Below are 23,920 nucleotides of genomic sequence, written 5' to 3' on the forward strand. Positions count from 1 at the left end.
GATGCGCGACCCGTGAGCCGCGATGGTCTGACCGTGATCTGAGTCTTGGGGCACGGTCCACCTCCTCGTCGTGTGGAGCACAGGTGCTCGTATCAGAGAAACCAGGGTACGTCAGTGCTCGTAGTCGCCTGCGTGGGGGGACGAGACAACATCCGGCCATTCATGGTGTCGATCAAGGAGTGCAGCCGCCCGCGTGGGAGAACGGGACACCCTGAAACAACGGCCCGCACTGGGCTACGATGCCAGCTGAAGGCGCCGTTTTCGCGCGTTTTTCGCCATGGCTTGCACTCGTCTCGCCAGGATTGGGGCCAACAGGTGTCGCGTCGGCTGGCAAACGTCACCCTCGACAATCTCGACGACCTGCCGCACCGCTGCCGCCGGTGCGTCTTCTGGGAGCTCGATCCCGTCAACGGGAACCGGGCGATGGAGGCGGGTGATCCGGGCCTGGAGAAGGAGGCGTGGATCTCCTCCACACTCCTGGAGTGGGGCAGCTGCGGCAAGATCGTCTATGTGGACGGCGTGGCGGCGGGGTTCGTGCTCTACGCGCCGCCGCACTACGTGCCGCGCTCGGTGGCGTTCCCCACCTCTCCGGTCAGCGCCGACGCGGTGCTGTTGATGACCGCGCACATCATCCCCGAGTTCTCCGGCGGAGGTCTGGGCCGGATGTTGGTCCAGGGCGTCGCCAAGGACCTGACGCGGCGCGGGGTGCGGGCGATCGAGGCGTTCGGCGACCTGAAGTGGGAGCAGCCCGGCGCGTGCCTGATGCCCGCCGACTACCTGCTCTCGGTGGGGTTCAAGACGGTCCGGCCGCACCTGCGCTTCCCCCGTCTCCGCCTGGAGTTGAAGAACGCCGTCTCGTGGCGTGAGGACGTCGAGGTGGCGTTGGAGAGGCTCCTCGGCTCCATGAGCCCGGAGCGGGCCCTGCGGCCGGTCTGAGGCGATCTGGGGCCTCTACGGGGTGTATCGGTCCGGCCTCACCGGGCGTTGCGGGTCCGGCCTTATCCGATGTGCCGTCCGGGACGGTCCCGGGAGCCCTTCCCCGTCCGCCGGTCCGGGCCGCGGGAGGACCTCCCGCGAGACGGCCCGAGCCCTCCCCCCCGAGCCTTCTCCCAGAGCCACGACCTTCTCGGAGCCACGAGCCACGAGCCACGAGCCACGAGCCCTTCCCACGACATGGAGAAGCCCCCCGCCGTGCGGCGGGGGGCTTTCCCGTGGGTGGGTGTGCCGCTCGGAAGCGGTGGTACGGCATGGCGCTGTGGGGTGCGACAGGCCGCAGGGGGCTAGATGATGCCCTCGAGCTCGCGAAGCAGCATGGCCTTCGGCTTGGCGCCGATGATCTGCTTCACAACCTCTCCGTTCTTATAGACGTTCAGGGTGGGAATCTGGAGTACGCCGTATTTGCCGGTAGTAGACGGATTTTCGTCGACGTTCAGCTTGACGACGTTCAGCTTGTCCGCCTGCTCGCTGGCGATCTCCTCCAGGATCGGCGCGACCTGCCGGCACGGGCCGCACCACTCGGCCCAGAAGTCGACGATCACGGGCTTGTCGCTCTTGAGGACCTCGGCCTCGAAGTCGGCGTCGGTCACGTTCCTGATGCTGCCCAAGGTTCTCGTTCTCCCTGTCTCGGCGTCACTTGTCGTTGTGCTCGGTCAGCCAGCGCTCGGCGTCGAGGGACGCGGCGCAGCCGGTGCCCGCGGCGGTGATCGCCTGGCGGTACGTGTGGTCGACGACGTCGCCCGCGGCGAAGACGCCGTCCAGGTTGGTCCGGGTGGAGGGGGCGTCGACCTTGATGTAGCCCTCGTCGTCGAGCTCGACCTGGCCCTTGAAGAGCTCGGTGCGCGGGTCGTGCCCGATCGCGATGAACAGGCCGGTGGCCGCGATCTCGCTCTCCTCGCCGGTCTTGACGTTGCGCACGCGCACACCGCTCACCTTGGCGTCGCCCAGCACGTCGACGACCTCGCTGTCCCAGACGAAGCGGATCTTCTCGTTGGCGAACGCGCGGTCCTGCATGATCTTGCTGGCGCGCAGCTCGTCACGGCGGTGCACGACGGTCACCGAGCCGGCGAAGCGGGTCAGGAAGGTGGCCTCCTCCATGGCGGTGTCGCCGCCGCCGACGACCACGATGTCCTGGCCGCGGAAGAAGAAGCCGTCACACGTGGCACACCACGACACGCCGTGGCCCGACAGGCGCTTCTCGTTGGGCACGCCCAGCTCGCGGTAGCCGGAGCCGGTGGCCAGGATGACAGACTTGGCGAGGTAGGTCTCGGAGGCGGTCTTGACGACCTTGGGGGTGACGGTCAGGTCGACCTCGATCACGTCGTCGGCCACCAGCTCCGCGCCGAACCGCTCGGCCTGCTTGCGCATCCCGTCCATGAGATCGGGGCCCATGATGCCGTCGGGAAAGCCCGGGTAGTTCTCCACCTCGGTGGTGTTCATCAGGGCGCCGCCTGCGGTGACCGACCCCTCGAAGACCAGGGGCTTGAGGTCGGCGCGCGCAGAGTACACCGCCGATGTGTAACCGGCGGGACCTGACCCGATGATGATTACATTCCGGACGTCTGTCACTGCTGTGCCTTTCCCTCGGTCGTTGCCAACGGCGTCAACAGATCCTAGGCGTCTGTGATTCCCGCCGGGCGCCGCGGCGCACTCGCCGGTGGAGGGCGGCATATCCCCAGGTGGAACCCGGGGGGAGAAAGATCGTTCCCAGGCCGGGGCAGGCCGCCCGGTACGTGACCGGGCCACCCCCTGCCCGGAAGCGGATCGCAACCGTCCGCGCCGGACCGCTACCCGGAGCGGGCCGCATCCGCGGGCGGCCGGAACGTTCTGCCCGGACCGCGCCTCCCGTACGGGACCGGGCCGCTCCCCCGGAGGAACGGCCGGAAGGAAACGGAAGGCCCGGCACGGATGTCTCCGTGCCGGGCCTCCCACGCCGACGGGGCCTTCTCCGGGAAGACCCGGAGCTCACCTCGGGGGCCGCTCCGCGCCGGTCACTTCCAGCGTGCGAGGCCGGGCTTGCGCACGTCGTCGCACTGCGGGCCCACCACGTGGACGCGCACCGTGTTCTTGGCCTGGTTGTGCCAGAAGAGCAGGATGTTGGCCTCCTGCCCGTTGTAGTAACCCTGGTCGACGGCGAAGGGGGACTTGCCGACCTTCGCCGAGACCTGGCGCACGCACTGGTCGATCTTCGCGTTCTCGGTGGCGTCGCCGCTCATGGTCACCGGACCGATGTAGTCCAGCAGCGAGCCGCGGAGCTCGGCGTCGGTGTAGTTCCAGTTGCTGTCGGTCAGCGCGTACTGGACCGTGTCCGACGGAGCCGGCTGAGCGAACTCCTGGACCTGTGCCGGGCCGGACGCGGTGAGCGTCCCGGTCGCCACCACGGTCGCGCCGATCACCGCCGCCGCCACGCCCGCCGCCGCGGCGGGCATCGCCCACCGGCGCCGTCGAGCCGCCTTGCGCCTCCTGGCGGGCACGATGGTGCCGTCGTCACCGACGATCCCCAGCCGCACCGGCTCGGGCTCCGGCTCTCGCGCGGGCTCCGGCACGGGGAGAGGGACGCTCTCCCAGGGCGCGGGCTCCCCGCGGGAGGCCGTCTCCCAGGGCGCGTCGCGCATTATGTCGTCCCAGGCCGGTGCCTCCACCAGCCCAACTCCACCTCCACGGAAGCTCTCGGCCTCGGCCGCCAGCGCACGGTCGATCCTGAGCGCGACCCCCATCGGCATCGCCGGGGTGGGCGTAGCCGCGAGCACCTCACGGACCGCTGCGAGGTCGGCGAGGCTTTCGCCACAGGGATCGCAGATCGCAAGATGCTCGCGTACCTGCATGGCCGTGGCGGTGTCGAGGAGACCCTCGGCCAATTCGGCCAGGATCTCCAGGTCGTAGTGCGTATCACCCGTCACGAAGTTCTGCTCCCTTCGCGGATGAGACGCGAGACAGGTTGGAACGGTTCCGTAGATGAGAAAGAATCGGGGCGAGTTTCGCCCGGCCGCGCGCGCACCGGCTTTTCACCGTGCCGCTCGGCACTTCGAGCACCTGTGCCGCGTCCTCGACGGAGTACCCCATCATGTCGACGAGCACGAGCGCGGCCCGCTGGTCGGCCGGCAGCAGCTTCAGCGCCGCCGACACCTCCATGGAGACCTCGCGGTCGGCGGTCTGGTCGAGCACCGGGGTGTCGCGCTCCGCGGCCTCGACGAGCTCGTCGTCGGCCACCGGGCGCACGGATTTCCTGCGCATGCGGTCGAGGCAGGCGTTGACCACGATGCGGTGCAGCCACGTGGTGACGGCCGCCTCGCCGCGGAAGCTCCCGGCCTTGCGGTAGGCCGAGACGAAGGCGTCCTGAACGGCGTCGGCCGCCTCGTCGGGGTCGCCCAGCGTGCGCAGGGCGACCGCCCACATGCGGTCTCGATGCCGCCTGACTATTTCACTGAAAGCGTGCGGATCCCCGGCGATGTGGCGGGTCAGCAGCTCGGCGTCGGGCACGGGGGCCTTCGCCTTCTGCTGCGCCGCCGCAGGCGGGGTCTCGGGTGGGGAATTCACAAGGAGAGTCCTGCTATGCCGGTCCGGGGGAACACCACTACGGGATAGATGGTGCCATGAATTCTCCAATGATCTGCAAGGAGATGGGTAAAACAGATCAAATCGCACTGGCGTCACTTGGCGGCGAGAATCTTCACCTCGAACACCTGCCCGCGAAGCTTGCCCTGGTAGGTGGGCATCTTGGTGAACCAGACGAGGACGTAGCGGCTCTTCTTCGGGGTCTCCGCGGTGAACGTCTTCTTGCCCGCGGCCGTACCGAACTTCTCGGCCACGGACAGCTCGCCGAGCTCGGGCGCGTCGCCCAGCCTGAGCTCCGCGGCGCCGCCCGAGCCGCCGCCGAAGTCGATCGAGACCTCCTTGATCGGCATGCTCTCGCCCATGTCCAGCAGGAGCCCGACGCCGTCCTTGAGCCGCCCGAAGTCGGCCGAGTCGTACGACTCGGAGTGCCAGTCGGTCGACTCCTTGCCGTCGACCGCGTTGGAGGCCAGCTCGCCGCGCTCCTCCTTGTCGCCCAGCGGGTCGAAGCCGGTGACCGTGGCGGGCTTCACCGAGCGGGTGGCGACGGCCACGGTGGGGGTGGGGGTGGGGGTCTGCCCGGCCTCCGGGGTGCCGGCGTTGCCGATGCTGCGGCCGAGCGTCCAGGCGCCCAGGCCGACGGCCACCATCACCAGCAGCACGACCACGGTCATGACGACCTTGTTGACCGTCCCCCCGCTGGCGGGGGCGGGCCGGTGGTGCGGCGGCGGGAACGGCGGCGGGGTGGGCGCGGGGCGCTGGGGCGCCGCGGTGCCGAGGCCCTCCGAGGGGGAGGCCGCCACCGGCAGCGAGGTCATGGGCATCGGCGCCGGCATCGGCAGCGGGGTGGGCCGCGCCACCGACGACAGCGCCTCGGCGACCTCGGCGGGGGTGACCAGCGGCTCCAGCGCGCGCTTGGTCTCGGGCAGGATCGTCCGGCAGGTGATGGTGTCGAGGTAATTGGGGACGCCCGCGGTGACCTGCCGCGGCGTGCAGAAGTGGCTGTCATCCATGGGCGCGATGGGCAGCCCGCCGCTGTGCTGCTCGTCTCCGGGCCAGTGACCGGTCAGCCCGGCGTACAGCAGGCGGCCGAGGCCCTCGGCGTCGGCGCGGGCGGGGTCGTCGCTCATGACGTCGGCGAGCACGGCGTCGACGCCCAGGCCGAGCAGCTTGACCGTGTTGCCCGCGGTCCAGACCAGGTGCTCGGGGCTCAGGCAGAGGTGGGCGATGTCCGCCTCGTGCGCGTGGGCCAGCGCCTCGGCGGCCTCGGCGACCATCGCCGCGGCCCGTTCCGGGTCGAGCGGGCCACCGGCGATCATGTCACCGAAGCTCTCGCCGCTCACCCACTCGCTGACGACGTAGGCGCGGCCGTCGTCCTCGGTGGCGTCGAAGACCTGGGTGAGCCGGGGGTCGGTCAGCCGGCTGGCCGCGCGGGCGGCCGTGACCACCTCGTTGAGGCGGGGGAAGTCGGCGTCGAAGGTGTGGACCGCGACGGGGCGGGCGAGCACCTCGTCGATGGCTTTCCACAGCGTGGCCCCGCCCGATTCGTGGACGCGGTCTTCCAGCCTGAAACGCTCGGCCAGCTTGGTGCCGGGCTCGACGGAGGGGGAACTCATGAACGCCCCGCACCTGAGAACACGACAGCACCCCGCCTGGTCGGCACATCAAGACACATCACATGATGCCGGGTGGATCCGCCCACGCCCTCCTGCTTCCATTAGCCGCATGTCACCACACGCGTCGCACCATGGTAGTCCCGCACCGGTTCCGCCCGTGTTCGCCTTGTCAGACGCTTGGGACAAGTCTTTGGCTTACCGGCCTACCCGTCCTGCCACCATTCCAACGATCGAACTCACCTCGGGGATGCGCATCCGATGGGCGATCGCCAAGTAAAGAACCATACCGACTCCGCCGCCCGCCGCCAGCATGACGGCCGCGCTGAGCGCGTTCAGCTCGGTCAGTTCCTCCGTCAACCACAGGACGCCCAGCGCGACCGCCGCGGCCGGCAACGCGGCCAGGTACATGCGTGACAGCCCGGTGGCGACCGCGCGTCCGCCCAGGCCACCCGCGCGGCGGGCGGCCAGGACCCACGCGACCGCGGTGCCCGTCACGTAGGCGACGGTGAAGGCCAGCGCCAGGCCCATCACGATGTAGCGGGGCGGCAGGGTGAAGTAGGCCACTGTGCTGAGCGCCGCGTTCACCGTCACGTTGCCGACGGCGAGGAAGACCGGCGTGCGGGTGTCGCCGAAGGCGTAGAAGACGCGCAGCAGCAGCTGGAAGGTCGAGAACGGGACCAGCGCCAGCCCGAAGACCTGGAGCACGTTGCCGATGTAGACCGCCGCGTCGACGGTCATGGTGCCCCAGGAGAAGATCAGCACGGTCACCGCGGGGCCCAGCACCATCAGCAGCAGCCCCGCCGGGACCATCAGCACCGAGACCAGCCGCACCCCCGAGGAGAACTCCTCGCCGATCGTGTCGAGCCGCCCGTCGGTCACCGCCCGGGTCATCCTGGGCAGCATCGCGGTGATCACCGAGACCGCGATGATCCCGTACGGGAGCTGGAAGAACTGGTAGGCGTAGGAGTAGGCGGCGATGCCCGCGCCGGGCGCCTGCTCGCCCGCGCCGGTGGCGAGCCTGTTGGTGATCACGAAGCCGACCTGGCTGACCCCGATGTAGGCGAAGGTCCACACGGCGGTCCGGCCCATCTCGCCGAGCCCGGCGTCGCGCAGGCCGAACCTCGGCCGGAACCGGAAGCCCACCCGGTGCAGGGCGACGACGAGCACCAGGCACTGGGTGACGATCCCGGCGGTGGTGCCGAGCCCGAGCAGCGCCAGGTCGGCATCCGTCACCGTGTCGATGTCCGCGCCCGCCTCGCCCAGCATCACGTAGTAGGCGACCGCGACGCCGATCATCACGATGTTGTTCAGCACCGGCGCCCACATCGGGGCGGCGTACCTGTCGTGGGTGTTGAGGATCGCGCCGGCGATCGCGCCGATCCCGAAGAAGGCGATCATCGGCAGGATGTACCGGGCGAGGGTGACCGCGACCTCGGTCTGCCGGGGGCCCCAGCCGGTGCTGTAGAGGCCGATCAACGGCTCGGCCAGCGCCACCGCGACCGCCGCGACCACCGTCAGCGCGACGGTCCCGAGGGTCATCAGCAGCTGCTCGTAGGCGCGGCCCCCGTCGGGGTCGGACTTCTGCCGCCGGATGATCATCGGCACCACGACGCTGCTCAGGATCCCGCCGATGAGGAAGTCGAACAGGACGAACGGGATCGTGTAGGCGATGTTGTAGGCGTCGCCGAGCGCGAAGGTCCCGATGGCCGCCGCGAGCACCGCCGTGCGGACGAAACCCGTGACGCGGGAGACCATCGTCCCCGCCGCCATGATCGCGCTCGCACGCAGGACCTTGCTCATGCGCTTTCCTCCGCTGGGTGCTCGACAGCCCGGTGCTCGACGGCCCGGGGCTCAGGACTCGGTGGCGGCCGGTTCGGGCGCCCGCCCGGTCCCGGGGGCCGGGGACGCGGCGGCGCGGCGCCCCCGCCGCCGGCGCAGGACGCGCAGGACCACGGCGGCCAGCATCACCGCGAGGGCCGCTCCCACGATCACCAGGGCGATCCCCGTGTACCCGGTGGTCCGCACGGTCAGCTCGACCGGCACGCCGTACTTGCGGCCGTCTGCGGTGGTGAGCTGGACCGTCACGGTGGTCTGGCCGCTGGCGGTCGCGGTCATCTGGACCGGGATGATCCGGTTCTGGCCGCCCTGGATCAGGATCGGCTCGCTGTCGGCCTCGTACGGCTCGATCTTCAGCAGGTTCGGCTGGTCGGAGGTGACCCTGAGCCGGACCATGACCTGGCTCCCCGGGCCCTCCAGCTCGTTGCGGACGCTGATCGGCACGTCGCCGTTGGTGCCGGCCAGGGTGCGCAGCCGGGACTGCTCGGTGCCGGTGATGGCGACCTTGGCGATCCGGCTGTCGACCGCCGCCCCGACCTGCTGGACGTACGGCGCCGCGGCGTCGGTCTTGCCGCGCCAGGCGGAGGAGGCGAGTCGCAGCATGGCCAGGCCGAACACGTCGACGTCCGAGGCGCTGGTGATGGCCGAGGTCAGGTCGGCGCGGGCGCCGACCTTCCTGACGCTCGTCATGTACTGCTTGCCGAGCTCCCGGCGCCGGTCGTCGGCGGTGTAGGTGAGGTCGGCCCGCCGCGTCGCGGCGCTCTTGCCGCGTTTGACCGTGTCGAGGGTGGCGGGCGCCAGCCACGGCAGCGAGGCGGCCGTCTCGACGAGGTCGGTGACGTACTTGGGGTCCGGGTCCCAGCGGCGGTGCGGGACGGCGATCACGGTCCGCGCGCCGGCGACGGGCTCCGCGCTGATCATCGCGGTCTCCGCGATGAACCGCTGGCGGTTCGCCAGCGCCGCGCCGGGCGCCGAGGTGTCGGCCCCGACGGTCTCGCTCAGCGCCGCGTCGGCGACCAGGGCGGTGACCGTGCCGTTCACGCTCTCCAGGGTCGCCGAGGCGTCGGGCGTGGTGGCCGGGGGCGGGACCGGCGGCAGGTTGAGCACGTTCAGCAGCACGGTGTCGACGCCGCTGGTGGCCAGCAGGTCCAGCGCGTCGTAGTCGACCATGCCGCCGACCGGCCAGTTCACGTTGGTGATCACGTCGCGCCCGAGGGTCTCCCTGGCGACGGTCCTGGCCGCCTCGATCCCGCTTCCGGCGATGTCGTCGACGCCGTTGTGGGCCAGCGCGGTCACGTCGGGGTCGGCGTACGGCGTGGCCACGACGGGGTGGTCGGCCAGGGCCGTGCGGAGGTCGTCGAGCCAGGTGGCGGCCTCGGCGTTCGCGGGGCGCCGCTGGGTCTGGTCCTTGACCCGGAGCGTGTGGGGCTTGCCCATCGCTCTCGCGTCGTCGAGCAGGGCGGGGTCGACGACCCAGGTGAGGCCCTTGGCGGAGGCGGTGTCCTGAGCGATCTTGAGCAGGTCGCCGAGCCGCTTGCCGGCCGCCATGGCGGCGGGCAGGCTCTCGTCGGCGAAGGTGGCGTCGTCGCTCCTGCGGGGCTGGTCGACGATCGGCAGCACCATGGAGAGCTTGGTGCGCGTCACCCTGGTCCCCCGGGGCATGTAGGTGACCACGGTGCGCCGGGTGGCGACCTGCTGCCCGAAGGAGTCGAGCACCTCGATCATGATCGGGTAGACGCCGAAGCGGGGGAAACCCAGCAGCTGCGGGGTGAAGGTGAACTCCCACGGCATCTTGCCCGACGGGGTGATCGGCGCCTGGATGTAGCGCTGGTCGCGCCAGGCGCCCGGCTGCAGGCCCTGCCCGTCCAGGTAGGCGTCCATCTCGGCCCGCTGCGTGAACGGTTGCTGCGCGTAGCGCATCTGGATGCGCAGGCCGGTGAGGGTCTCGGTGCCCGCGTTGACCAGGGAGCCGGCCACCTTGATCTCGGTGGTCGGCTCACGGGGGACGTCCGGCCCGATCTCCTCCAGCGTGAGCTGGGGGTTCAGGCGGCTCACCGTGGTCGTCTGGGCGTTCGCCGCACCCGGAACCGCCACGGCCGCCGGCGTGAGCAGCGTGGTGGTGAGTACGGCGAGCAGCGCGGCCTTGTGGATGTGGATCACGTGCCGGCCATGGGTCGAGTACGGCGCACGCCCGCAATGCTATGGCCTATCCGGCCAGAGGAAAGGTCGTCGGCTCCCGCCGGAGGCCGGACCGGGTCAGATCGACGATCTTCCCGGAGACCAGTGTGAGCAGGTGATCGGCGCGTATCAGGAGCGCCGTGCGGCGCTCCCCGGTCGGGGTGTAGACGGGCATGGCGGTACCGGTGAGTCGCTCGTCCACCAGCACGGTCAGCCCGTCGGGCAGCAGCAGCGGGCAGACCAGGCCCGCGGCGTAGTCGGTGGCGGCGTTGACCGTGTAGTCCGGGGCCTGGCGGACCCGGCGGGCGCCCAGGACGCCGCCGACCACGCCGGGACGCGGAGGGGATCCGACCGAGGTGACGACCGCCACCGGCTCGTGGCCGATTCGCGTCGTGACCTCGTAGACCGTTACGCCCACGCAGACCGCGGGGTTCGCGGACAGCACCTCCGGAAGCTCGTCGGCGCACGTCATCGCGCGCGGAAGGCGTACGATCTCATGATGGACCTGGTGTGCGAGGAGCCAGCGGTGGATCGCGAGGGCGTCCTTCATGTATGTGCTCCTTGCCTCGACGCACGGCCCCCGAGGTTCTCCTGACTGACCGTAACCTGGTGATCGCTTCAGGTGTATCCCCGCGGGGGAACATGTTCCGTAACCGAAGGACCTACCCGGCTTGTCCCTTTCAAATCTGACCCAGAGCCAGCGCGACGGCATGGCCGGACTGTTCCGGAAAATCGCGCCCGTCGCCGACGCGCTCGGCGACCTTTTCGCCGCCAAGGGCTACCAGATCGCCCTCGTGGGCGGCTCCGTCCGCGACGTCTTCCTGGGCAGGATCGGCAACGATCTCGACCTGACCACCGACGCACGCCCCGAGGCGGTCCTGGAGCTCGTCCGCGACTGGGCCGACTCCGTCTGGACGATCGGCATCGACTTCGGCACGGTCGGGGTGCGCAAGGACGGGTGGATGCTGGAGATCACCACCTACCGCAGCGAGTCGTACGACCCGGCCTCACGCAAGCCCGAGGTCGCCTACGGCGACACCCTGGAGGGCGACCTGGCCCGGCGCGACTTCGCCGTCAACGCCATGGCGCTGCGCCTGCCGTCGCGCGAGTTCGTCGACCCGCACGGCGGCCTCGACGACCTGCACGCCCGGGTGCTGCGCACCCCCGGCCCCCCGGAGCGGTCCTTCGACGACGACCCGCTGCGGATGCTCCGCGCCGCCCGGTTCGCCAGCCAGCTCGGCTTCACCGTGGATCCCGCGGCCTTCGCCGCGATGACCGCGATGGCCGACCGCATCGACATCGTCTCCGCCGAGCGGATCCGCGAGGAGCTGGACAAGCTCATCTGCGGCGACCACCCCCGGGAGGGGCTGAAGCTGCTCGTCGACTCGGGGCTCGCCGCGCACGTCCTGCCCGAGCTGCCCAAGCTCCGGCTGGAGATCGACGAGCACCACCGGCACAAGGACGTCTACGAGCACACGCTGATCGTGCTGGAGCAGGCGATCGACCTGGAGGAGAACGGCCCTGACCGGATCCTGCGCTGGGCCGCGCTCCTGCACGACGTGGGCAAGCCCAAGACCCGCCGCCACGAGCCCGGGGGCCGGGTCTCCTTCCACCACCACGAGGTGGTCGGCGCCCAGCTCGCCAGGAAGCGCCTGTCGGAGCTGAGGTTCCCCAAGGACGTGGTGACCGACGTGTCCCGTCTGGTGGAGCTGCACCTGCGCTTCCACGGCTACGGCACGGGCGAGTGGACCGACTCGGCCGTGCGCCGTTACGTCCGCGACGCCGGGCACCTGCTGGAGCGGCTGCACAAGCTGACCCGCGCCGACTGCACCACCCGCAACCGGCGCAAGGCCCAGATCCTGTCGCAGACCTACGACCAGCTGGAGGAGCGCATCGCCCGGCTGGCCGAGGAGGAGGAACTGGGCAAGATCCGTCCGGAGCTCGACGGCAACGAGATCCAGGCGCTCCTCGGCATTCCGCCGGGCCCGCTCGTGGGGCGCGCCTACAAGTTCCTGCTGGAGATGCGCCTCGACCGCGGCGTCATCGGCAAGGAGGCCGCCACGCAGGCCCTCGCGGAGTGGGCCCGGGAGAACGGGGTGGCCGCTGAGCGCCCCGCCTGAGCCCGCCCGCCGCCCGGGGCCGGACGCCCCCGCGGGGCCGGCCGCCTCTGCCGGTCCCGCGGTGGGGCCGGCCGCCTCCGGGGAGCGCCCGGGGCCGGACGCCTTCGCGGGCCCCCTCGCGGGCCCGGACGTCGCCGGGCTCGACCGTGAGCACGTGTGGCACCCCTACGCCGCCGTACCCCAGCCGGTGCCGCCGTACGTGGTCTCCCGCGCGCGGGGGGTCCGGCTGACGCTCGCCGACGGGCGGGAACTGGTCGACGGGATGTCGTCCTGGTGGGCGGCGATCCACGGCTACCACCACCCCGTGCTGAACCGGGCGCTCACGGCCCAGCTGGAGGACATGGCGCACGTCATGTTCGGCGGGCTCACCCACGAGCCCGCCGTGCGGCTGGCCCGGACGCTCGCCGACATGACGGGGCTGCCGAAGGTCTTCCTCGCCGACTCCGGCTCGGTCGCCGTCGAGGTCGCCATCAAGATGGCGTTCCAGCTCACCGGGAGAAGCCGGCTGCTCACCGTCAGGGGCGGCTACCACGGTGACACCTTCGGGGCGATGTCGGTCTGCGACCCGGTCAACGGGATGCACCACCTGTTCTCCGGGGTCCTGCCGGAGCACGTGTTCGCCGAGCGCCCGCCCCGGGAGTTCGACGAGGGGTACGCCGGCCGGCTGGCCGAGCTGGTCGCCCGGCACGCCGGTGAGCTGGCGGCGATCATCGTGGAGCCGGTCGTCCAGGGCGCGGGCGGCATGCACTTCTACCACCCCGCCTACCTGCGCCTGCTGCGCGAGCTGGCCGACGAGTACGGCGTGCTGCTGATCGTCGACGAGATCGCCACCGGGTTCGGCCGGACCGGGGAGCTGTTCGGCTGCGACCACGCCGGGATCCGGCCCGACATCATGTGCCTGGGCAAGGCGCTGACCGGCGGTTACCTCTCGCTCGCCGCGACGCTGTGCACCGAGCGCGTGGCACGGGGTGTCGGGGTGCTGATGCACGGGCCGACGTTCATGGGCAACCCGCTGGCCGCGGCCGTCGCCAACGCCTCCCTGGAGCTGCTCCGGGAGCGTCCCTGGCGCGAGGAGGTCAGGCGGATCGAGGCCGGCCTGACGGCGGGCCTGGCGCCGGCCGCGGCGGAGCCGGGGGTGCGGGAGGTGCGGGTGCTCGGGGCGATCGGGGTGATCGAGGCCCACGAGCCCGTGGACGTGCGGGCCGTCCAGGAGGTCGTCATGCGGCACGGCGTCTGGCTGCGCCCGTTCGGGCGGCTCGTCTACACGATGCCGCCCTACTCGGTCGGTGACGACCTCCGGCGGATCACGACGGCGATGACGGCAGCGGCTCGGGCGCTCGAGCCGGCGTGACGACGCGGTAGACCACCGCGCCCGCGAGGTATCCGGCGGTGATGACGGCCAGCACGACCAGCGACTTGCCGTCCGCCGGGAGCATGGCCGCCGCCACGGCCGCGGCCAGCACGTAGGTGCCGTTGAAGAGCATGTCGTAGATCGAGAACGCCCTGCCGAGGTAGGCGTCCTCGACGTCGCGCTGGACGGCGGTGTCGGCGCAGATCTTGATGCTCTGCCCGGCGACGCCGAGCACGAGGCCGGCGACCGCGAAGCCCCACTGCCGGAACGGCGCGCCCAGCGCCAGGGTCAGCACCCCGGCCGTGACCAGCATGGCGGGCACCCACCGCTCGATCGTGAAGCGCTCGGTCGCCCACGGCGTGACGAGGATGGCCAGGAAGTAGCCGACCCCCGAGGTGGCGACCACCAGGGTGGCCGCGTTCAGGGCGTCCTCGGAGTTCTCGGCGAAGTAGTAGCGCGACAGCATCACCAGCATCGCCGTGCACATGCCGTACATGAACCGGTGGGTGGCCATCGCCCCCATCGCCGCGGCGGCGGACCGGTGGTGGACGATGTGCCGCACGCCGTCGAGCAGGCCGCTCAGCACGTGGCGTACCGCCTCGCGGGCCTGCGGCCGCTCCGGGTCGTAGGCGGGGCCGAGCAGCCGCCTGTCCATCGTCCTGGCGATGATCGCGCTCAGCCCGAAGACGACGCCGGAGATGACCAGCAGCGCCGCCGTGCCGCGGTGGTCGGCCCCGAAGAGCATCCGGAGCAGGTAGCCGACGCCCACCCCGACGAAGGTGAGCACGGTGCCGGAGGTGGGGGTGACCGCGTTGGCCACCATCAGCCGCTCGGCCGGGACGACGTGGGGGAGCGACGCCCCCAGCGCGGCGAGGAAGAACCGGTTGACGCCGAGCACGCCGAGCGCCGTGCCGTAGAAGATCGCGTCCGGGGCCTCCGCGGCGACGAGCCCCGCCACGGCCAGCAGCAGCGTCCCGCGGACCAGCGGCGCGAAGACCAGGATCTGCCGGCGGGACCAGCGGTCGATGAACACCCCGACGAAGGGGCCCAGGATCGAGTAGGGCAGGAACAGCACGGCCAGGCCCGCGGCGACCTGCGCGGCGCTCGTGCTCTTCTCCGGGCTGAAGAACGCGAATCCGGCCACCGCGAACTGGAAGATCCCGTCGGAGAACTGCGAGACCAGGCGGGTCCCGTACAGCCGCCGGAAGTCCCGACCTTCCAGGACCACGCGTAGATCGGATACGAATGACACGCGCTCAGCCTACGCGTGACGGCCCACCGGCAGGCATCAGGAACATCCCTGATGTGTGTCGGCCACTCCACTCAGGCCGCCGGGCGCGGAACATCCCTGCCCGGTGTGCGCCGGCCACCATTCCCGACCTTTGCCTACGTATCGCCGAGGGGGTCCTGCAGGTCGACATGATCACGTACCCTCGATCGGGTGACAGCTGATGAACTCGTCGTGCTCGTCGACACCGACGGAAACGCGATCGGCACAGCGGCCAAGGCCACGGTGCACGGCCCCGACACGCCTCTCCATCTGGCCTTCTCCAGCTACGTGTTCGACGATCACGGCCGGGTGCTCCTGTCCCGCCGGGCGTCACACAAGATCACCTGGCCGGGGGTGTGGACCAACAGCTGCTGCGGCCATCCGCTGCCCGGCGAGCCGCTGCCGGACGCGGTGACCCGCCGGCTCTCCCACGAGCTCGGCCTGCGGGCCCTCAAGGTCGACCTGGTGCTGCCGCGTTTCTCCTACCGCGCGGTCATGGACAACGGCGTCGTCGAGCGGGAACTGTGCCCGGTCTACCGGGTGGTCGTCGCCGCCGACGCGGTGCCCAACCCCGACGAGGTCGACGACGTCCGCTGGATGTCGTGGAAGGAGTTCGCCGACGAGGTTCTCGGCGACCGCCTGGCGATCTCCCCGTGGTGCCGGGAGCAGGTTCCCCAGCTCGCCGAGCGCGGCGCCGACCCGCTCGCCTGGCGCCCCGCCGACCCCGCGGACCTGCCGCCCGCCGCCCGCTGACGCGCCGCTCCGCCGACCCCGCGGACCTGCCGCCCGCCGCCCGCTGACGCGCCGCCCCGCCGATCCCGCGGCTCCGCGTCCCGTGCCGACCCCGGCCCGGCCCGGTTCCGCGCCGACGCGTGAAGGCCCTCCGTCCGCGGGTGCGGACGGAGGGCCTTCGGCGGTGCTCGTTCGAAACGTGTTTGATCCTGATCAGGCGCGCGGTGCCCGCCCGGGACCGGTCCGGTGGCCGCTCAGCGCTCGACCTCGCCGCGGATGAACTTCTCCACGTACTCACGCGCCTCGTCGTCGGAGTACTGCTCCGGCGGGGACTTCATGAAGTACGAGGAGGCCGAGAGGATCGGGCCGGCGATGCCCCGGTCGAGGGCGATCTTGGCGGCGCGGACCGCGTCGATGATGATGCCCGCGGAGTTGGGGGAGTCCCACACCTCCAGCTTGTACTCCAGGTTGAGCGGGGTGTCGCCGAAGGACCTGCCCTCCAGGCGCACGTAGGCCCACTTGCGGTCGTCCAGCCACGGCACGTGGTCCGAGGGGCCGATGTGCACGTCGGCCTTGCCCATCTCGTGCGGGATCTGGGAGGTGACCGACTGCGTCTTGGAGATCTTCTTGGACTGCAGGCGCTTGCGCTCCAGCATGTTCATGAAGTCCATGTTGCCGCCGAAGTTCAGCTGGTAGGTGCGGAGCAGCTCGACCCCGCGGTCCTCGAACAGCTTGGCCATCACGCGGTGCGTGATGGTCGCCCCGACCTGCGACTTGATGTCGTCGCCGACGATCGGGACACCGGCGTCGACGAACTTCTGCGCCCACACCGGGTCCGAGGCGATGAACACCGGCAGCGCGTTGACGAAGGCGACCTTGGCGTCCAGGGCGCACTGGGCGTAGAAGCGGTCGGCCTCCTCCGAACCCACCGGCAGGTAGGAGACGAGCACGTCGACCTCGGCGTCCTTGAGGACCTGGACGACGTCTACCGGGGCCTCGTCGGACTCCTCGACCATCTCCCGGTAGTACTCGCCGAGGCCGTCCAGGGTGTGGCCGCGCTGCACGGTGACGCCCAGCGGCGGCACGTCGCAGATTTTGATGGTGTTGTTCTCCGACGCCACGATCGCCTCGGACAGGTCGCGCCCGACCTTCTTGGCGTCGACGTCGAACGCCGCGACGAACTCGACGTCGCCGACGTGGTAGTCACCGAACTTGACGTGCATCAGGCCCGGCACCCGGGTGCCGGGGTCGGCGTCCCTGTAGTAGTGCACGCCCTGCACGAGTGACGCGGCACAGTTGCCGACACCGACAATGGCTACACGCACCGAACCCATGGCACTCGCTCCCCTTTGTTTATGAGTGGTCATCAGTTGTCATCCGAGGCGGTGCGCCGCCCCGGGTCATCCGCTCCGGGCGCGGACGCCCGGGACGTTTCTTCTCGCCCCTCCCGCCCGGCCGGCGGCGCCTCACCCGCCGGGGACGCCCGCCGCTCGGTGGCGATCAGCTCGTTCAGCCAGCGCACCTCGCGCTCGACCGACTCCAGGCCGTGACGCTGGAGCTCGAGTGTGTAGCTGTCCAGCCGCTCCCTGGTGCGGGCCAGGGCGGTGCGCACGGCGTCGAGACGCTCCTCCAACCGGCTGCGGCGCCCTTCGAGGATGCGCAGGCGCACCTCGGCCTCGGTGTGCCTGAAGAAGGCGAAGTGCACGCCGAAGCTCTCGTCCTCCCAGGCGGACGGGCCGGCCTGGGTGAGCAGCGCCTGCAGGCGCTCCTTCCCCTCGGCCGTCAGCCTGTAGACGATCTTCGAGCGGCGGCTCGGGATTGGGAGGGGGCTCTCCGCGGCGGCCTTGGCCGTCTCGGGGCCGCCGTCCTCGACGATGAGCCCGTCGGCCAGTAGCTGGCGCAGGCACGGGTAGAGCGAGCCGTAGGAGAACGCCCGGAACATGCCGAGCAGCGCGTTGAGCCGTTTGCGCAGCTCGTAGCCGTGTAGCGGGGTCTCGTGCAACGACCCGAGCACGGCAAGCTCCAGGACCCCGCCACGTCCACCGGCCACTGGAAATCACCACCTCTCGCGTCGATGTATCGAGCCGATACATCTGCAGGATACGTCTGACCAACATAGGACTGCAATCAACGACTTTCCCAAGAGGTTGGGGGCAAACAGCAAAAAGCCGTAGTGTGACGCGTATGTGGTCACGGCAGGCGGAGGTGGGGCATGACCCCCGCATGGCTTGGCCCCATTTCCATTACGGGGAATCCCGCGTCCGTCCGGGAGAGGTCTGCCAAGGTTGTTTCCAGAACCACCTGACGATCTCGTTCGTCCCCGGTAATGGAGATCCACCCGAATAGGTCGGCCACCACCTAGCCAAGGCGACGAGATCACCTACGATGAGGCGGTAATCTCGCCCGCCTGCACGCCGTCGTAGACCCCGATGACCGAACGAGGACGCGTGAGTTACAGCCACAGCAATGACCCGGAGCCGCACAGGCGCCAGGAGGGCGCCGATGGGTCGGCTCGTCAGGGGCGGCGCCGTCGCTCAAGCCCAGGAGCCGCTCCCCGTGCAGTTCCCCCGTCTCCGGGGGCCCAAACCGGCGGCGCGCACTGGGATCCGCCCCAGGGGCGGCCGCAGCCGCCGGGGGGCGACTCCCACACCGTCGTGATGCAGCACCCCGCGGGCGCGCCCCCGTCCGGTGGCATGCCCTACGGCGGAGCGCCCCCGCGCGGCGCCGGGCCGGTCGGCGGCGCGCCCCGGCATGACGGAGTCCCGGTCGGCGGCGTGCGCCGGCAGGACACCGACCCCTCCGGCCGGCGCCCCGAGGCCGCCTTCGAGGACACCCAGGCGATGCTCGCCGCCCAGCCGGGCGGCGGGCGCTCCGGTGGATCCGGTCCGGGTGAGGGCGGCGGGCGCTCCGGTGGATCCGGTCCGGGTGAGGGCGGCGGGCGCTCCAGGCGCCGCGCCGGGCGCGGCCCGAGCGGTCCCGGTGGTCCGGGCGGCCCCTCCGGGCGGGGTCCCGGCGACGATGACGACGACGAGCCTGGGCGCAGGGGGTGGAAACGCTTCCTGCCCAGCTGGAAGGTCGTCGTGGCCGGCTTCGTGGTCCTCACCGCCGGCGTCTTCGGCATGATCGCGGTCGCCTACGCCAACACGCCCGTCCCCACGACCGCGCAGGACAGCGTCGACGACCGCGGCAGCGTCATCTTCTACCGCGACAACAAGACCGCGATCGCCCGCTACGGTGTCAAGCGCACCCCGGTGGAGATCAAGCAGGTCCCCGTCCACGTCCAGGACGCGGTGATCGCGCTGGAGAACAAGACCTTCCGCACCGACAGCGGCATCGACCTGGTGGGCATGGCCCGCTCGGTCTGGAGCACGGTCAGCGGCGCCCAGCTCCAGGGCGCCTCGACCATCACCCAGCAGATGGCCCGCAACTACTACGACGGCCTCAGCCAGGAGGTGTCGATCCAGCGCAAGATCAAGGAGATCTTCGTCTCCGTAAAGATCAGTAGGACGCTGGAGAAGGACGAGATCCTCAAGCGCTACCTGAACACCATCTACTTCGGCCGCAGCGCGTACGGCATCCAGGCCGCCTCGAAGGCGTTCTTCAACAAGGACGTCGAGGACCTGACCCCGCAGGAGGGCGCCTACCTGGCCGGCCGGATCCAGAACCCGGACGCCTTCGACCGCCAGGAGCAGGACGGCAACTACGCCGCGACCAAGGAGCGCTTCCACGCCGCACTGAAGAACATGGCGGAGATGGACCCCGCCAAGTACGGCAAGTACGCCAACAGCTCCTTCGACGACCTGAAGAAGAACTTCGCCAAGATCAAGGTCTCGGAGACCTTCGCCGGCCTGCGGGGCTACATGCTCAACATCGTCTTCCGGGAGCTCGAGGGGCGGGGCATCAACCGGAAGGCGCTGGAGACCGGCGGTTTCAAGGTCTACACCACCTTCGACGAGAAGATGATGAAGGAGGCCCAGAAGGCGGTGAAGGCCCGCACCGCGAACCTCGACCCGACCATCCACGCCCAGCTGGCCTCGGTCGACCCGAAGAACGGCCGGGTGCTCGCCTTCTACAGCGGCGACAACTTCATCAAGGACTTCAACAACCGGGCCTTCGACTCCATCAAGCAGGCGGCGTCGGCGTTCAAGCCCTACGTGCTCGCGGCCTGGCTGGAGAGCGGCAAGTCGCTCGACAGCTACGTCGACGGCCGGGCCACGATCAAGCTGCCGGGCCTCACCCCGATCAGCAACTCCGGCTTCGTCAACTACGGCCCGGTCAACATGATCAAGGCCATGGCCAGCTCGGTGAACACGGCCTTCGTCCAGATGGGCGAGGAGGTCGGGCTCGATGAGGTGGCGCGCATCGCCAAGGAGGCCGGGGTCGGCGAGAGGGCCAAGAACAACCCCATCTACCAGGGCAAGAACGGCGTCGACTACGCCGTCGAGCACCAGAAGCACCAGGTCACCATCGGCAGCGCCTCGGTGACCGCGGTCGAGCAGGCCGCCGGTTACTCGATCTTCGCCAACGAGGGCAAGCACACCGACTGGCACACCGTCGTCAAGGTGGTCGACTCCAACGGCACCGTGGTGCTCAAGGAGCAGGCCCAGGAGCGGCAGGTCATCAGCCCCGAGTCGGCGGCCGACACGACCGTCGCGCTCCAGGCCGTGGTCAAGGGCGGCACCGGTGGCGCCGCCAACCTCGGCACGCGGCCGGTGGCCGGCAAGACCGGTACGAACAACGACTTCAAGGACGCCTGGTTCGTCGGTTTCACCCCGCAGCTCGTCACCGCGGTCGGCATGTCCAAGGACGTCCCCTACAACAAGTCCGGGACGCGCAAGCTCAAGGTCGACAAGTCCGGCCTGCCGAGCAAGAAGATCAAGGACTCGGACATCCTGTGGAAGGAGGAGTCCATGCCCTCCTTCATCGGCGGCGGCAGCACCCCGACCCAGATCTGGCACGACTACATGGCCGCGGCGACCGCCAAGGACGAGGTCGTGCAGTTCCCGCCGCGGGCCAACACCGGGACGGCCCACAACCTGGTCACCCCCAGCCCGACGCCCAGCCCGACGCCGACCGCCACCTTCGACGACGACGGCGGCGACGACGGCGGCTGGCCGACCGACGAGGGCGGCGACGAGGGCGGCGAGCAGGACGAACCCGAGGGCCGCGAGTGCCTGCCCTGGGACGGCTCGTGTGACGCGACCGGCGACGGCTGGGACAACGGGAACGGGAACGGGAACGGCGAGATCAACGACAACGGCGCGTTCGGCGCGGCGATCCCGCCGCCGTCCACGACGAGCGAGCGACGCTCGCGATGAAGGCCCTCCAGGCGTTGCGAGGTTCGCTGCCCGAGGCCGGTTCCCGGGTGGTCCCGTACGTGCCCCTGGCCCTGTTCGCAGGGCTGGGGGCGGTCCTGGCCTGGTTCTGGAAGTGGCCGTGCCGCGTCGGCGGCGCGTGGAACGACGGGACCCTCCAGTTCACCAACTTCTGTTACACCGACATCTATCCGCTGTGGTGGAACGAGAAGCTGAACGAAGGCAAGATCCCCTACTTCGGCTACCCGGTCGAGTATCCCGTCGGGATCGGCGGGATCATGGAGTTCTTCCGCCGGCTCGCCACCCCGACGAGCGACCCCGGGACGGTCTTCTACGACCTCACCGTCGCCCTGATGGCGATCTGCCTGATCGTCGGCGTGCTGCTGATGGCCGCGCTGGCCGGGCCCACCCGCCGCTGGGACGCGCTCTGGTACGCCCTGGCGCCCTCGCTGATCCTCACCGCCTACATCAACTGGGACCTGGCCGCGGGCGCCCTCTCCCTGGCCGGGCTGCTGGCCTGGTCGAAGCGGAAGCAGTGGCTGGCGGGCATCCTGCTCGGCCTGGCGATCGCCACCAAGTTCTACCCGCTGATGTTCCTCGGCCCGCTGTTCCTGCTGACGCTGCGCACCGGGAAGTGGCGGGAGTTCCTGCAGACGATCGGCGGCGTGGCCGGCGCCTGGCTCGTCGTCAACGTCCCGGTCATGTACCACGCCTTCGACGGCTGGAAGAAGTTCTACGTCTTCAGCCAGGAGCGCCGGGCCGACTGGGGCTCGATCTGGTACTTCTTCAACCAGAAGCAGTGGCCGATCCTGGGCGACGCAGACCGCCTCGACACCCTGGGCGTCGTCTCGCTCCTGGCGTGCTGCGTGGCGATCGCGGTGCTGACCCTGACCGCCCGGACCCGCCCCCGGCTGATGCAACTGTGCTTCCTCACGCTGGCCGCGTTCATGATCACCAACAAGGTGTGGTCGCCGCAGTACGTGCTCTGGCTGATCCCCTTCGCGGCGCTGGCCCGGCCCAACTGGAAGCCGATCGCACTCTGGCAGGTCGCCGAGTGCTGGTACTTCTTCGCGATCTGGCTCTACCTGGTCGGCCTGCAGCCCGGCAAGGAGGCCCTGGGCATCGCCGGCGACACCTACTTCACCGCCGTCTGGGGACGGGTCATCACCATCCTGATCATGGTGGCGTTCGTCGTGCGGGACATCCTGCGGCCCGACAAGGACATGGTCAGGCAGGACGGGATCGACGACCAGGCGGGAGGCGTCTTCGACGGGGCACCGGACCGGTTCCGGCTCGCGCCGGCCTAGCAGCGGAGGCAGTGTGCGTTCGTTCAGCGAGGGCTCCCGCTCGGCCGACGACCGAGACGAACGGGGTGAACGGGACGACAGGGACGGCTTGGACGGCTTGGACGGTGTCACGGGCCGGGAGCACCGGAAGGGGCCCCCGCCCGCGGACGCCACCACCGGGCCGGACGCCACCGACACCGCCCTGGACGCGCTGCTGCTCTGGCTGAGCTCGCGGCTCGGGATCATCGTCCTGACCGTCGTCGGCGCCCAGGCGATGATGGAGGGAGACGCGCTTGCGCCGCCGTTCCTGGAGCGCTGGAAGCACTGGGACGCCGGCCTCCTGGTCACCATCGCCGAGCACGGGTACGACGGCGACCCGGCCCGCGACCCCGACAGGGGCCTGCCCGCCTTCTTCCCCGGGATGCCGCTGATGCTCCGCGCGGTGTATCCCCTGGTGGGCGACTGGACGCTCGCCGGTCTGCTGATCTCCTTCGTGGCCGGCGGCGTCGCGATGGTGGCGCTGGCCAGGCTGGCCGAGTTCGAGGGCCCGCCGGGGGCCGGCTGGCGCGCCGTGCTGGGGCTCCTGCTCTGGCCGATGGCGGTTTTCCTGTTCGCGGGCTACAGCGAGTCGCTGTTCCTGGCCTTCGCCGTCCCCGCCTGGCTGGCGGCGCGCCAGGGGCGCTGGCCGCTCGCCGCCGCCCTGGCGGCGGGCGCCTCCTGCATGAGGATCACCGGCCTGTTCCTGGCCCTGGCGCTGATCGTGGAGTTCTTCACCCGCAGGCAGCCCGTGCGGCGGGCGGTGTGGCTGCTGCCGCCGTTCGCGCCCCTGGTGCTCTACTCCGCCTACCAGTACTCCCGCACCGGCGACTGGCTGGCGTGGAAGCACGCACAGGAGGCCGGGTGGGGACGGCACATGGTGTGGCCGTGGGAGTCGCTCATCACGACGTGGAACTCGGCCATGGGCGAGGGACGGTTCGCCTGGGCGTTCCGGCTGGAGATCGCCGGCGCGGTCGTCGGACTCGTCCTCGTCCTCGTCCTGCTCTACCTGCGGCGGTGGAGCGAGTTCGTCTACGTGGGGCTGCAGGTGGGCGCCCTGCTCTGCTCCGCCTACTACCTGTCGATCCCGCGCTCGGCGCTGCTGTGGTGGCCGCTCTTCCTGCTGCTCGCCAGGGCCTCGACCGGTCCCGAGCCATGGCGGAAATGGGTCATCGTGATCTACGCACTGGTGGCGGGCCCGCTGATGGCGCTCAACACGCTCACCTTCGCCGACGGTGCCTGGGTGGGGTGAGCGGGTGCTTCCCTTACCCACTTTCGGCGAGAAGTAATCCCAGGAAGTTATCCACAGGTTGTGGAACAAAGCGGGCCGGAGATGCGCGGGAGCGTCTCTTCGGTGGGACTTTTCCACAGGCTCCCCGGTTTCCGCGGGCCGTATCACGGGCCGTATGGCTTCCCGGGCCGTACGACTTCCCGGGCTCTCCGGGTTCCCCGGCGGGATCTCTCCGCCGGGGCCTCTTCCCGGGCGCTCCCGAGTGAGACCTTCCCGCCGGGCTCTCGGCTCCCCGGGCTCCCGGGTCTCTCGCGACGCTCTCCGGGTTCCCGGGTGAGAACCGGCACGGGTTCCCGGGTGAGAACCGGCACGGGTTCCCGGGTGAGAACCGGCACGGGTTC

At 70.5% G+C, this 23,920-nt stretch carries 18 protein-coding genes; 7 read left to right on the forward strand and 11 right to left on the reverse strand.

The genetic code is table 11. The features are described from left to right. Nucleotides 1-315: 315 nt before the first annotated feature. Entirely contained in the window at nucleotides 316-936 is a 621-nt protein-coding gene (locus ABD841_RS27330; RefSeq protein ID WP_344977796.1) for a GNAT family N-acetyltransferase, read from the forward strand. 344 nt (nucleotides 937-1,280) lie between these two features. Here the strand turns inward: ABD841_RS27330 and trxA are convergent, their stop codons facing one another. The 8 genes from trxA to ABD841_RS27370 form a co-directional block, all read right to left on the reverse strand. Continuing rightward, nucleotides 1,281-1,604 (reverse strand): thioredoxin, encoded by a 324-nt coding sequence (gene trxA / locus ABD841_RS27335; RefSeq protein WP_344977798.1) that lies wholly within the window; start codon nucleotides 1,602-1,604, stop codon nucleotides 1,281-1,283. 25 nt (nucleotides 1,605-1,629) lie between these two features. Then, the gene (trxB, locus tag ABD841_RS27340) at nucleotides 1,630-2,565 is read right to left on the reverse strand and encodes a thioredoxin-disulfide reductase (RefSeq protein WP_344977800.1); all 936 of its coding nucleotides are present in this window, start codon (nucleotides 2,563-2,565) and stop codon (nucleotides 1,630-1,632) included. Between the two features lie 422 nt (nucleotides 2,566-2,987). Then, nucleotides 2,988-3,896: a zf-HC2 domain-containing protein gene (locus ABD841_RS27345; RefSeq protein ID WP_344977802.1), complete on the reverse strand. Its 909-nt coding sequence runs from the start codon at nucleotides 3,894-3,896 to the stop codon at nucleotides 2,988-2,990. Continuing rightward, nucleotides 3,886-4,533 (reverse strand): RNA polymerase sigma factor SigM, encoded by a 648-nt coding sequence (gene sigM, locus ABD841_RS27350; protein ID WP_344977804.1) that lies wholly within the window; start codon nucleotides 4,531-4,533, stop codon nucleotides 3,886-3,888. The genes ABD841_RS27345 and sigM overlap by 11 nt, the downstream gene beginning before the upstream one ends. Before the next feature lie 113 nt (nucleotides 4,534-4,646). Continuing rightward, on the reverse strand, nucleotides 4,647-6,164 hold the full coding sequence (locus ABD841_RS27355) for a protein kinase family protein (RefSeq protein WP_344977806.1): 1,518 nt from the start codon (nucleotides 6,162-6,164) through the stop codon (nucleotides 4,647-4,649). 195 nt (nucleotides 6,165-6,359) lie between these two features. Next, nucleotides 6,360-7,964, reverse strand: coding sequence for a murein biosynthesis integral membrane protein MurJ (murJ, locus tag ABD841_RS27360; protein ID WP_344977808.1), 1,605 nt, complete (start codon nucleotides 7,962-7,964; stop codon nucleotides 6,360-6,362). A 51-nt stretch (nucleotides 7,965-8,015) separates the two neighbouring features. Continuing rightward, nucleotides 8,016-10,160, reverse strand: a complete 2,145-nt coding sequence (locus ABD841_RS27365; protein WP_344977810.1) for a DUF6049 family protein — start codon at nucleotides 10,158-10,160, stop codon at nucleotides 8,016-8,018. A 46-nt stretch (nucleotides 10,161-10,206) separates the two neighbouring features. Then, nucleotides 10,207-10,728, reverse strand: coding sequence for an aminoacyl-tRNA deacylase (locus ABD841_RS27370; RefSeq protein WP_344977812.1), 522 nt, complete (start codon nucleotides 10,726-10,728; stop codon nucleotides 10,207-10,209). A 160-nt stretch (nucleotides 10,729-10,888) separates the two neighbouring features. Between ABD841_RS27370 and ABD841_RS27375 the strand changes: the two genes are divergently transcribed. Both ABD841_RS27375 and ABD841_RS27380 read left to right on the forward strand, forming a co-directional pair. Next, nucleotides 10,889-12,298, forward strand: coding sequence for a CCA tRNA nucleotidyltransferase (locus ABD841_RS27375; RefSeq protein ID WP_344977838.1), 1,410 nt, complete (start codon nucleotides 10,889-10,891; stop codon nucleotides 12,296-12,298). Nucleotides 12,299-12,359: 61 nt separating this feature from the next. Then, nucleotides 12,360-13,649, forward strand: a complete 1,290-nt coding sequence (locus tag ABD841_RS27380; RefSeq protein ID WP_425582046.1) for an adenosylmethionine--8-amino-7-oxononanoate transaminase — start codon at nucleotides 12,360-12,362, stop codon at nucleotides 13,647-13,649. Here the strand turns inward: ABD841_RS27380 and ABD841_RS27385 are convergent. Further along, nucleotides 13,603-14,901, reverse strand: coding sequence for an MFS transporter (locus tag ABD841_RS27385; RefSeq protein ID WP_344977814.1), 1,299 nt, complete (start codon nucleotides 14,899-14,901; stop codon nucleotides 13,603-13,605). The genes ABD841_RS27380 and ABD841_RS27385 overlap by 47 nt on opposite strands. Before the next feature lie 189 nt (nucleotides 14,902-15,090). On the opposite strand from ABD841_RS27385, the gene idi reads away from it, so the two are divergent. After that, a complete protein-coding gene (idi, locus tag ABD841_RS27390) occupies nucleotides 15,091-15,672 on the forward strand; it encodes an isopentenyl-diphosphate Delta-isomerase (RefSeq protein ID WP_344977816.1) in 582 nt (193 codons plus the stop codon). Between the two features lie 233 nt (nucleotides 15,673-15,905). Here the strand turns inward: idi and ABD841_RS27395 are convergent, their stop codons facing one another. Both ABD841_RS27395 and ABD841_RS27400 read right to left on the reverse strand, forming a co-directional pair. After that, nucleotides 15,906-16,985, reverse strand: a complete 1,080-nt coding sequence (locus ABD841_RS27395; RefSeq protein WP_344977818.1) for an inositol-3-phosphate synthase — start codon at nucleotides 16,983-16,985, stop codon at nucleotides 15,906-15,908. 32 nt (nucleotides 16,986-17,017) lie between these two features. After that, nucleotides 17,018-17,701, reverse strand: a complete 684-nt coding sequence (locus ABD841_RS27400; RefSeq protein ID WP_344977820.1) for a PadR family transcriptional regulator — start codon at nucleotides 17,699-17,701, stop codon at nucleotides 17,018-17,020. Nucleotides 17,702-18,308: 607 nt separating this feature from the next. On the opposite strand from ABD841_RS27400, the gene ABD841_RS27405 reads away from it, so the two are divergent. The 3 genes from ABD841_RS27405 to ABD841_RS27415 are packed head-to-tail and all read left to right on the forward strand — an operon-like array spanning nucleotide 18,309 to nucleotide 23,540. Continuing rightward, on the forward strand, nucleotides 18,309-20,969 hold the full coding sequence (locus ABD841_RS27405; protein WP_344977822.1) for a transglycosylase domain-containing protein: 2,661 nt from the start codon (nucleotides 18,309-18,311) through the stop codon (nucleotides 20,967-20,969). Next, nucleotides 20,966-22,273 (forward strand): glycosyltransferase family 87 protein, encoded by a 1,308-nt coding sequence (locus ABD841_RS27410; protein WP_344977824.1) that lies wholly within the window; start codon nucleotides 20,966-20,968, stop codon nucleotides 22,271-22,273. Before ABD841_RS27405 ends, ABD841_RS27410 begins: the two co-directional genes overlap by 4 nt. A 13-nt stretch (nucleotides 22,274-22,286) precedes the next feature. Continuing rightward, nucleotides 22,287-23,540, forward strand: a complete 1,254-nt coding sequence (locus ABD841_RS27415) for a mannosyltransferase family protein (RefSeq protein WP_344977826.1) — start codon at nucleotides 22,287-22,289, stop codon at nucleotides 23,538-23,540. Nucleotides 23,541-23,920 lie beyond the last annotated feature (380 nt).

Origin of the sequence: Streptosporangium fragile (assembly GCF_039534445.1) — a bacterium.
GTDB lineage: Bacteria > Actinomycetota > Actinomycetes > Streptosporangiales > Streptosporangiaceae > Streptosporangium > Streptosporangium fragile.